This window comes from Streptomyces mexicanus (genome assembly GCF_902506575.1).
GTDB classification, from domain to species: Bacteria; Actinomycetota; Actinomycetes; order Streptomycetales; family Streptomycetaceae; genus Streptomyces; species Streptomyces mexicanus.
This window is the reverse complement of record NZ_LR732585.1, coordinates 1-9,338: the sequence shown is the minus strand read 5'-3', so window position 1 is coordinate 9,338 and position 9,338 is coordinate 1. Positions and strand designations below refer to the sequence as shown.

The 9,338-nt window shown below is 75.7% G+C and carries 9 protein-coding genes and 1 pseudogene; 9 read left to right on the top strand and 1 reads right to left on the bottom strand.

The features are described from left to right. Nucleotides 1-199: 199 nt before the first annotated feature. The 8 genes from GV126_RS32735 to GV126_RS32700 all read left to right on the top strand — a co-directional run bounded on the left by GV126_RS32735 (nt 200) and on the right by GV126_RS32700 (nt 7,376). Entirely contained in the window at nt 200-1,222 is a 1,023-nt protein-coding gene (locus GV126_RS32735; RefSeq protein WP_159674640.1) for an NAD-dependent epimerase/dehydratase family protein, read from the top strand. A gap of 68 nt (nt 1,223-1,290) precedes the next feature. Further along, a complete protein-coding gene (locus GV126_RS32730) occupies nt 1,291-1,755 on the top strand; it encodes a cupin domain-containing protein (protein ID WP_159674638.1) in 465 nt (154 codons plus the stop codon). Further along, on the top strand, nt 1,752-3,005 hold the full coding sequence (locus GV126_RS32725; protein ID WP_159674636.1) for a class I SAM-dependent methyltransferase: 1,254 nt from the start codon (nt 1,752-1,754) through the stop codon (nt 3,003-3,005). Before GV126_RS32730 ends, GV126_RS32725 begins: the two co-directional genes overlap by 4 nt. Before the next feature lie 158 nt (nt 3,006-3,163). Continuing rightward, nucleotides 3,164-3,799 (top strand): phenazine biosynthesis FMN-dependent oxidase PhzG, encoded by a 636-nt coding sequence (phzG, locus tag GV126_RS32720; RefSeq protein WP_159674634.1) that lies wholly within the window; start codon nt 3,164-3,166, stop codon nt 3,797-3,799. A gap of 87 nt (nt 3,800-3,886) precedes the next feature. Further along, entirely contained in the window at nt 3,887-4,069 is a 183-nt protein-coding gene (locus tag GV126_RS32715) for a hypothetical protein (RefSeq protein ID WP_159674632.1), read from the top strand. Between the two features lie 62 nt (nt 4,070-4,131). Continuing rightward, nucleotides 4,132-5,241, top strand: a complete 1,110-nt coding sequence (gene rsgA, locus GV126_RS32710) for a ribosome small subunit-dependent GTPase A (protein WP_159674630.1) — start codon at nt 4,132-4,134, stop codon at nt 5,239-5,241. A gap of 189 nt (nt 5,242-5,430) precedes the next feature. Further along, on the top strand, nt 5,431-6,831 hold the full coding sequence (locus GV126_RS32705; protein WP_201299967.1) for a DNA-3-methyladenine glycosylase 2 family protein: 1,401 nt from the start codon (nt 5,431-5,433) through the stop codon (nt 6,829-6,831). Continuing rightward, a complete protein-coding gene (locus GV126_RS32700; protein ID WP_202036468.1) occupies nt 6,828-7,376 on the top strand; it encodes a methylated-DNA--[protein]-cysteine S-methyltransferase in 549 nt (182 codons plus the stop codon). Before GV126_RS32705 ends, GV126_RS32700 begins: the two co-directional genes overlap by 4 nt. Before the next feature lie 104 nt (nt 7,377-7,480). On the opposite strand, the gene GV126_RS32695 is transcribed toward GV126_RS32700, so the two are convergent. Further along, the gene (locus tag GV126_RS32695; RefSeq protein WP_159674626.1) at nt 7,481-8,506 is read right to left on the bottom strand and encodes a helix-turn-helix transcriptional regulator; all 1,026 of its coding nucleotides are present in this window, start codon (nt 8,504-8,506) and stop codon (nt 7,481-7,483) included. A gap of 600 nt (nt 8,507-9,106) precedes the next feature. Between GV126_RS32695 and GV126_RS36935 the strand changes: the two are divergent. Next, nucleotides 9,107-9,338 (top strand): annotated as a pseudogene (locus GV126_RS36935) (protein phosphatase 2C domain-containing protein); the annotation flags it as partial.

Genomic DNA, 9,338 nt, shown 5'->3' with positions numbered 1-9,338 from the left:
GCCGCCCGCGTCAGAGGCGTATAAGCGCCCGCGGCCGCCCGCCCCCCCCCCGCGCTCGCCGCGGCGCCCGACCGCCCGCCGCCCGCCGTCGTCACCGCGCGGCACACCCACGCCGCGCCCACCGCGAAGCGGGCGCGCCGCGGGCCGCACGACGCGAGCACACCTCACCACGACCCCTGACACCCGTGCGAGGAGAGCTGTGAGAATTCTGCTGGCGGGCAACCGCGGATATCTCGGCTCCGTCCTGGAGCAGTCGCTGCTGCGGGACGGACACGAGGTCGTCGGGCTGGACACCGGCTTCTTCGACGACGCCCCGGTCCAGCCCCGCGAGGACGTCCGCCGGGCCGGCCCGGACCACCTGGCGGGCTGCGACGCGGTCGTCAACCTCGCCGCCCTGTGCAACGACGCCTGCGGCGAACTGTCCGCGGCCGCCACCCACCGCATCAACGGCCACGCCGCGGTGCGCCTGGCCCGGCTGGCCAAACACCTCGGTGTGCGCACCTATGTGCTGGCCTCCTCGTGCAGCGTCTACGGGGCCGCCCGCAGCGGCGAGTTGACCGAGCGCGACGCGGTCGCCCCGCAGACCGCCTACGCGCTGAGCAAGGTGGAGGCCGAGGAGCAGGTGCTGCGGCTGGCCGACGCCGCCTTCGCCCCGGTCGCGCTGCGCTTCGCCACCCTGTTCGGCGACGCGCCGTCCTTCCGCAGCGACATCATGGTCAACCGCATCGCCCTGACCGCCAGCCGCTGGGGCGAGATCCGCATGAGCGGTGAGGGCCTGCTGTGGCGGCCCCTGCTGCACGTGCGCGACGCCGCGCGCGCTGTCCGCCGCGTGCTGGACACCGGCGGCACGGCCGTCGGCGGGCAGGTCTTCAACGTCGGCTTCCCCGAGCAGAACCACCGCGTCGCCGACGTCGTCCGGATGGCGTGCGAGCTGCTGCCCGACGTCACGGTCACCAAGGTCCCCGCCCCGGACAACCGCAGCTACGCCGTCAACTTCGACAAGTTCCACACCGCCTTCGCGGACTTCACCTCCCCCTGCCCCGCCGCCGAAGGACTGCGCGAGGTCGTGCGGGCCTACCGGCTGCGGCTGCGGCACACCCTGGAGGAGGCCGGCACCGGCTGGGCCGGCACCGACCGGCGCGAAGGGCTGCTCGCCCGCCGCCGCAGCGGCGACCTCGACGCCGACTTCCACTGGAACGCCCCCTCACCCGCCGTGGCCTGACCCGCAGCCGGCCCCACCGCCGCACTCCGAGATCCGCCCGCCCCGACCCACCTGCCAGGAGGACCGCCGTGCCCCGCCAGAACACCGCCGGCTCCCCGGACCCGCGCACCCTCCCGCCCGAGGCCGTCCACACCGACCCGCGCGGCCGGATCATCACCCTTCCCCCCTTCGACACGGCCGGCACGACGGTCATCGAGTCCGAGCCCGGCGCCGTACGCGGCAACCACTACCACCGCCACGAGAGCCACCTGATGTACGTCGTCTCCGGCCGCATGATCTACATCGAGGAGGACGCCGAACAGCGGATCTCCGTGGCCGAGATCGGCCCCGGCCAGTCCGTGGTCAGCCCCCGGGGCGTGGCGCACACCACCGTCTTCCCCGAGCGCACCGTGTTCGTCACGCTCTCCGACTGGGACCGGCGCGGCCGCCGCTACGAGGACGAGGTCGTCCGGGTCGCGCCCCTGGAGGACCGCCCCGAGGTCGCCCCCTACCTGGAGGGCATCGGCGAGCTGGTCCGCTGGAGGCAGGGATGAGCACACACCCGCCGGCCGCCGCCGGAACCTGCCTGCTGTGCGGTTCGGCGACGGCCCTGGAGGACGTCCTCGCCCTGCGGCCCACACCCCCGGCCAACGCCCTCGCGCCCACCGCCGAGGAAGCCCGGCACGCCACGAGGTTCCCGCTGCGCCTGGTGCGCTGCTCGGCCTGCACCCATGTGCAACTGGCCGACCTGGTGGACCGCGACCTGCTCTTTCGCGACTACCGGTACGCGACCGGTGCGGCCCCGGGCCTGGTGCGCCACTACGCGGCGCTGGCGCGCACCCTGGTGGCCCGCCACCGGCTGCCGCCGGGCGCCGTGGTCGTCGAGATCGGCTCCAACGACGGCACGCTGCTGCGCGCGTTCGCCGCGGCGGGCCTGCGCGTGCTGGGTGTGGACCCCGCCGCCGACCTCGCCCGCCAGGCCGAGGCGTCCGGGGTGCCCACCCACGCCACCCACTTCGACGCCCGGGTCGCCGAGAAGATCCACGCCGAGCAGGGGCCGGCGGACCTCGTCCTGGCCAACAACGTGCTCGCACACGTCGGTGACTTGGGCAGCACCCTGCGGGGCATCCGGCTGCTGCTCAAACCCACCGCGCACGCGGTGGTGGAGGTCGCACACCTGCTGCCCATGGCGCTAGGGGGCATGTACGAGTTCGTCTACCACGAGCACATGTCGTACTTCTCCCTGCACGCGCTGCGCACCGCGGCCGAGCGGGAGGGCCTGTGCGTGGTCGACGTCGAGGAGATCCCCACCCAGGGCGGCTCGCTGCGCTGCCGGCTCCGCCCGGCCGACGCGGTGCGGCCCGCCGACGTCGCACCGGCCGTCGGCGAACTGCTGCGCCGGGAGGAGGCCGCGGGGGTGACGGACGGCGCGCTGATGAGCGAGTTCGCCGTCCGCACCCGGCGGGGGAACACCGCGCTGCGCGACGTCGTGCACGGGCTGCGCGACCGGGGCAGGCGCCTGGCCGGCTACGGGGCCTCGGCCCGCGCGGTCACCCTCATGGCGCAGGCCGGCATCGACGACACCATCGACTTCATCGTCGACGACAACCCGCGCAAGCACGGCCTGTACGTGCCCGGGTCCGGCGTCCCCGTCCTGCCCGGCGGCTCCCTGGACCGCGCGGGCACCGACTACTGCGTGCTGTTCGCCTGGAACTTCCGCGAGGACATCGTCGCCGGCCTGACGGACTTCGTCCGGGCCGGCGGCATGTTCGTCGTGCCCTTCCCGCGCCTGACCGTGGAGTGACACTCCGCCGGCCGCGCGGGCCGTGCGGCGGCCACCGGCCGGATGCGGTGCGGCGCGCCGCACCCGCGCACCCGGTCGTGGCAGGCTGACGTGGTCCGTGGCAGAACACTTCGTACACGACCGTGCTGAACACCCAGCGGAACAGGAGCAGTCGGCACATGTCTTCCCCGGCGCAGACGCTGAGCGGCGACACCGCACTGGACCTTCCCGAGTTCGACACCCCGCCGCCCAGCCCCGAGGGGCTGCTGCGGCAGTGGCTGGAGGAGGCGGTACGGCGCGGCGTGCGGGAGCCGCACGCCATGGTGCTGGCCACCGCCGACGCCTCCGGGCGGCCCTCCAGCAGAGTGCTGCTGCTGAAGGCGGTGCAGGCGCGAGGGTTGCTGTTCACCAGTTTCCGCGGCAGCCGCAAGGGCCGCGACCTGGCCGCGGTGCCGTACGCGTCCGCGACCTTCTACTGGCGCGAGACGCTGCAGCAGATCACGGTGGCCGGCCCCGTGGACGTGCTCGGCCCGGAGGAGTCCGACGCGCTGTTCGAGGAGCGGCCGCGAGCCGCCCGCGCCACCACCGCGGCCTCCCGGCAGAGCGAACCGCTGCCGGACGAGCAGGAGTTGCGGGTTCGCGCCCGCGAGCTGGCGAGCAGCGACGCCCCGATCCCGCGTCCCGAGGGCTGGACCGGCTACCTGCTGCGCCCGGAGTCGGTCGAGTTCTGGTACGGCAGCCCGGACCGGCTGCACCGCCGGTTGCGCTACGAGGCGGACGGCAACGGATGGCGGCATCAGCGGCTGCAACCGTGACGGTGGCCCCACCCGACCACAGGCCGAGATCGCATCGGTGGGCCGGAGCCGAGCGCGGGGGACGATGCCCAGGCGCAGCGGAATTCAGTGCCCGCACCGAAAAAGCAGTGGCAGCGCGGCGTCCGCGTCGCCTACGCTGCCCACCGCACGCCGTCGAGCGCGTGGAAGAACTCGTGTGAGCAGGAGGTGAGGGACGTGATGACGGTCGCCGTGCCGGGCGCTGCCCGCAACCAGAAGTTCGTCCACTCCACCTCCGTGGCCTCCGGCTGATCCCTTTCGTTCTCCTCGCGCCCGTCAGCGCGTGGCCGGGGCCACCCTGCGAAGGGTTCCCCTTGAATTCCTCCTCTTCTCCGACCGCTTCCGCTCCGTCGCACCCGCTGGCCCCGTACGGCTGGGACGAGGGACGGGAAGCGGAGTTCGCGCCGTACGCCGGACGCGGGCTGGTGCCCGGCCGGGTCGTGCGGGTCGACCGCGGCCGGTGCGACGTCGTCACCGCGGCCGGCACGGTCCGCGCCGACACCGAGTACGTCGTGCCCCGCGACCCGATGAAGATCGTGTGCACCGGGGACTGGGCCGCGCTCGACCCCGACGGCGACCCGCGGTACGTGCGGGCCCTGCTGCCGAGGCGCACCGCGTTCGTGCGGTCCACCTCCTCCAAGCGCTCCGAGGGCCAGGTGCTGGCCGCCAACATCGACCACGTCGTCGTCTGCGTCTCGCTCGCCGCCGACCTCGACCTGGCCCGCATCGAACGGTTCCTCGCGCTGGCCTGGGAATCGGGCGCCCAGCCCGTGGTCGTCCTCACCAAGGGCGACCTGGTGCCGGACCCGGTGGGGCAGGCCCACCTCGTCCACGACGTGGAGACCACCGCGCCGGGCGTGCCCGTGCTGCCGGTCAGCGCCGTAACGGGCGACGGGCTCGACGTGCTCGCCGCCTCCCTCGCCGACGGCACGTCCGTGCTGCTCGGGCAGTCCGGCGCGGGCAAGTCCACGCTCGCCAACGCGCTCCTCGGCGAGGACGCGATGGACGTCCAGGCCACCCGGGACGTCGACGGCAAGGGCCGGCACACCACCACCACCCGCAACCTGCTCGTGCTGCCCACGGGCGGCGTCCTCATCGACACGCCGGGGCTGCGCGGAGTCGGCCTGTGGGACGCCGGCGGCGGTGTCGGGCAGGTCTTCGCCGAGATCGAGGAACTGGCCGCGCGGTGCCGGTTCCAGGACTGCGCCCACGACCGGGAACCCGGCTGCGCCGTGCTGGCCGCCGTCGACGCCGGCGACCTGCCCGTACGACGCCTGGAGAGCTACCGCAAGCTGCTGCGCGAGAACCAGCGGATCGTCGCCAGGACCGACGCGCGGCTGCGCGCGGAGATCCGGCGCGAGTGGAAGCGCCGGGGCGCCGAGGGCCGGGCGGCCATGGAGGCCAAGCGGGGGCGGTGGGGCTGAGGACCGCGACGGTGCCCGACGGCACCGCCGCCGTGGGCGCGTGACGCGGGAACCAGCGAGCGCGCCCACGGCCGGTCACGGCCCCGGCGACGGGCGGCCCGGCCCGCCCGGGGCACCGCCGGTGTCCTCAGCGCCGTGTCCGATTTCCGCCAGCGGATCGAGTGCCGCGGGCGGAGACTGGACCCTGTGATGGACGAGGACACCAGGTACGAGGCCGTGCGCAGCCGGGACGGCCGGTTCGACGGCAGGTTCTTCTTCGCCGTCGAGACGACCGGGATCTACTGCCGCCCCAGCTGCCCGGCCGTCACCCCCAAACGGCACCACGTGCGCTACTTCGCCACGGCCGCCGCCGCCCAGGGCGCCGGCTTCCGGGCGTGCCGCCGCTGCCGCCCGGACGCCGTGCCCGGCTCCGCCGAGTGGAACGTACGGGCGGACGTGGTGGCACGGGCCGTACGGCTGATCGCCGACGGGGTGATCGACCGCGAGGGCGTGGCCGGGTTGGCCGCCCGGCTCGGCTACAGCGCACGGCAGGTGCAGCGGCAGCTCACCGCCGAGCTGGGCGCCGGGCCCCTCGCGCTGGCCCGGACCCAGCGGGCGCACACCGCGCGCGTCCTGCTGCAGACCACCCGTCTGCCCGTCACCGAGATCGCCTTCGCCGCCGGGTTCGCCAGCGTGCGCCAGTTCAACGACACCATCCGCGCCGTCTACGCCATGACCCCGAGCGCACTGCGCGCCGCCGCACCCGGCACCCGGCACCGCGACGCGGCGACCACCCCCGCCGCGGGCATCCCGCTGCGCCTGGCCCACCGGGGCCCGTACCACTCCGGTGCCGTCTTCGACCTGCTCCAGCGCGAGGCCGTGCCCGCGGTGGAGGAGGTCACCGGCGTGCCCGGCCGGCGCACCTACCGGCGCACCCTGCGACTGCCGCACGGCACCGGGATCGCCGCCGTCGACGAACGCCCCGGCGCACCGCGCGCCGGAGGCGGAACCCACCCCGGCGGCTGGCTGGAGGCCCGGCTGCACCTGACCGACCCGCGCGACCTGACCACGGCCGTGCAGCGGCTGCGGCGGCTGTTCGACCTCGACGCCGACCCGTACGCCGTCGACGAGCGGCTCGGCGCGGACCCCCGGCTCGCCCCGCTCGTCGCGGCTCGCCCCGGCCTGAGGTCACCGGGCGCCGGCGACCCCGACGAGGCGGCGATCCGGACCCTGGTGGGCCCGGCCGCGGCCGGTGAGCTGGTACGCCGCTACGGCAAGGCGCTGGACGCCCCCAGCGGCTCCCTCACCCACCTGTTCCCCGAGCCGGCCGTCCTCGCCGAGGCCGAACCGGCCGGCGCCCTGGGCGCCCTGGCCGCCGCCCTCGCCGACGGCACCGTCCGGCTGGACCCCGGCGCCGACCGGGACGCCGCACACCGGGCGCTGCTCGCACTGCCCGGCCTGGACGCCGCCACGGCCGCCGCGATCCGCGTCCGCGCCCTCGGCGACCCCGACGTGGCCCCGCCCGGCACACCCGTTCCCGACAGCTGGCGCCCCTGGCGCTCGTACGCCCTCGATCACCTGCGCACCGCAGGGGAGTTGGAGTTCCCATGACGACCCCCGCCGACCCGGCGACCACCGACGGCACTCAGCGCACGGACCCCGGGGACCGCACCTACTGGACGCGGGTGGACAGCCCGCTCGGCCCGCTGCTGCTGACCGCCGACGGCAGCGGCGCCCTCACCTCCCTGTCCGTGCCCGGCCAGAAGGGCGGCCGCACCGTCCAGGACGGCTGGCGGCACGACCCCGGGCCGTTCCGCGCGGCCGAGGAACAACTGCGGGCCTACTTCGCCGGGGACCTCAAGGAGTTCACGCTGCCGCTGCGCGCGCACGGCACCGCGTTCCGCGAACGGGTGTGGGCCGCCCTCGACACCGTGCCCTACGGGGCGACCACGACCTACGGTGAGATCGCCGCCCGCATCGGCGCCTCCCGCGCCGCCGTACGGGCCGTGGGCGGCGCGATCGGCGCCAACCCGCTGCTCGTCGTACGCCCCTGCCACCGGGTGATCGGCGCCGACGGCTCGCTCACCGGCTACGCGGGCGGCCTGGAGCGGAAGGTGCGGCTGCTGACCCTGGAGGGCGTGCTGCGGCCCGCATGACTCTGGAGGGGGACCCCGCATGGCCTTGGAAGGCGTGCCGTGGCCCGCACGACCCTGCAGAGCATGGCCGTACGGCCATGGAGGGGGGGCGCCGTGGTCCGCCGTCACGCCTCCCGCGACGGCGCCTGCGCGTCGTCGCCCGCGGCGGGCCGCTCCCGGGCCACCCAGCCGCGCTCATAGGCGTGCCAGCCCAGCTGCAACCGGGTGGTCACACCGGCCAGCTCCATCAGCCGCTTCACCCGGCGCTGCACCGTGCGCAGGCCCAGGTCCAGCTGCTTGGCCACGCTCGCGTCGGTCAGACCCGCCAGCAGCAGGGACAACACCTCCAGATCGGTGGCGTCCGGATCGTCCGGGCGCTGCTCCACGACGCCGGACACCCCGAGGCGCAGCGGCAGCGCCTGCCGCCACACCGACTCGAACAGCCCGGACAGCAGCTCCAGCAGCCCGCTCGCGTGCACCACCAGCGCGGCCGGCTCCGCGCTGTGCGCGGTCAGCGGCACCATCGCCAGCGCCCGGTCGGCGATCACCAGCTTGGTCGGCACCTCGTCGATCACCCGCACCTGCTCGTCCCGGCCGAGCGCGGCCGTCAGCTCCGTGATGCTCTCCGGGCCCTCCAGCACCGCCCGCTCCACCACCACCCGGTAGCGCACCCCGCGCCCGGCCGCCTGCTCCTCGGCGTCGTTCTCCGTCCCGGACACCGCCATCGGGGTACCGGTGACCAGCGCGCACACCTCCTCGGCGGCACCCAGCTGCAACTGCAGGAAACGCTGGGCGACGGCGGAGGCGCCGGTGACCACCTCCACCAGATCGTGCACGGCGGGCTGCGCGGCCGCCGCCCGGTACTCCTCGGCGAGCAGCGCGGCGGCCAGCTCCGCCTTCTCCAGCTCGTGGCGCTGCTGGGTGAGCAGCGCGCCCAGCGCCACCCCCGGCGGGGCGGCGACCCAACGGCCGGGCCGGGCCGAGGACTGGGCCGCGAGCCCCTGCCGCTCCAGGCGGCGCAGGGCGCGCTCGGTCTCCCGCTCGCCGAGCATCAGCCGCCGGGCGAGATCCGGCACCTCCGCGGCGCCCACGGACACCAGGGCCCGGTACGCCGACTCGTGTCTCTCGTCCAGCCCTATCGCTGCCAGCATCAGCCGCCGCCTCCCCATCCGGCCAGGGACCACCTCGGCGGCGCCTCGCCGTGGCGGAAACCGGCCACGACGCAAACCCGCCGCCGAACATCATCGCCGTACCCCCGGTCACCCTGACAAGGTGGCCTCACCGACGGACCGGGGGACCGCCACAGCCCCGGTCCCACGGGTGTGGCCTGCGCGGAGGCGGACGGCGGGGGGCGGCCCCGGAGCCGGGGGCGACGGCGGCCGAGCCGGCGCGCAGCGCGCGGACCCGGCGGCGCGGCCCGGTGCGGGCCGCCCGCGAGGACGGCTCGAACGGCGGTGTTCCGGCCGTCCCGGGTCCGGGCCGTGCCCCGGCCCGGGCCACCCAGGTGTCGCCGGGCGGTTCTCCCGTGGGGGGTGGGACCGCCCGGCGGCTTTTCCCCTACGGGCCGCCCTGCGCGGGCCTTTCGTACGCGCTGTACGGGACTTGCGCGCGACCCGTACGCGTCCGCGCCCTCCCCTACGACCCGTACGTGCCTTCGATGCGTCCCCCGGCGGGCCGTTCGAGGCGTGCGCGGCGGCCGGATTTTCCGGATGCCCCGTTTTCATCCGGGCCGTGCGGTGGACAATCGGGGCATGAGCCAGCAGGGGGGAAGGCCCACCGGATGCGGGGACGACTGGTGGGGGAGGCTGTACGACTCCACCGGGGACACGGGGCCCACGGCCGCGGCGGATTCGCTGGACGACCGCTTCGCCTCGGCCTCCGGCACCCTGCGCGCCCCGGCGGACGCGTCGGCGGCCGAGGAAGGAGCCGGGGATCCGGCCGCCGCCTGGGCCGCCGACCGGGCCGGTGGCCCGGGGGAGGGGC

What these genes read in the sequence shown, in the direction of transcription:
- GV126_RS32705 (WP_201299967.1), top strand. Translation starts at nt 5,431, where the DNA reads ATGGACGAGGACACCAGGTACGAGGCCGTGCGCAGCCGGGACGGCCGG.
- GV126_RS32695 (WP_159674626.1), bottom strand. Translation starts at nt 8,506, where the DNA reads ATGCTGGCAGCGATAGGGCTGGACGAGAGACACGAGTCGGCGTACCGG.
- phzG (WP_159674634.1), top strand. Translation starts at nt 3,164, where the DNA reads ATGTCTTCCCCGGCGCAGACGCTGAGCGGCGACACCGCACTGGACCTT.
- GV126_RS32700 (WP_202036468.1), top strand. Translation starts at nt 6,828, where the DNA reads ATGACGACCCCCGCCGACCCGGCGACCACCGACGGCACTCAGCGCACG.
- GV126_RS32725 (WP_159674636.1), top strand. Translation starts at nt 1,752, where the DNA reads ATGAGCACACACCCGCCGGCCGCCGCCGGAACCTGCCTGCTGTGCGGT.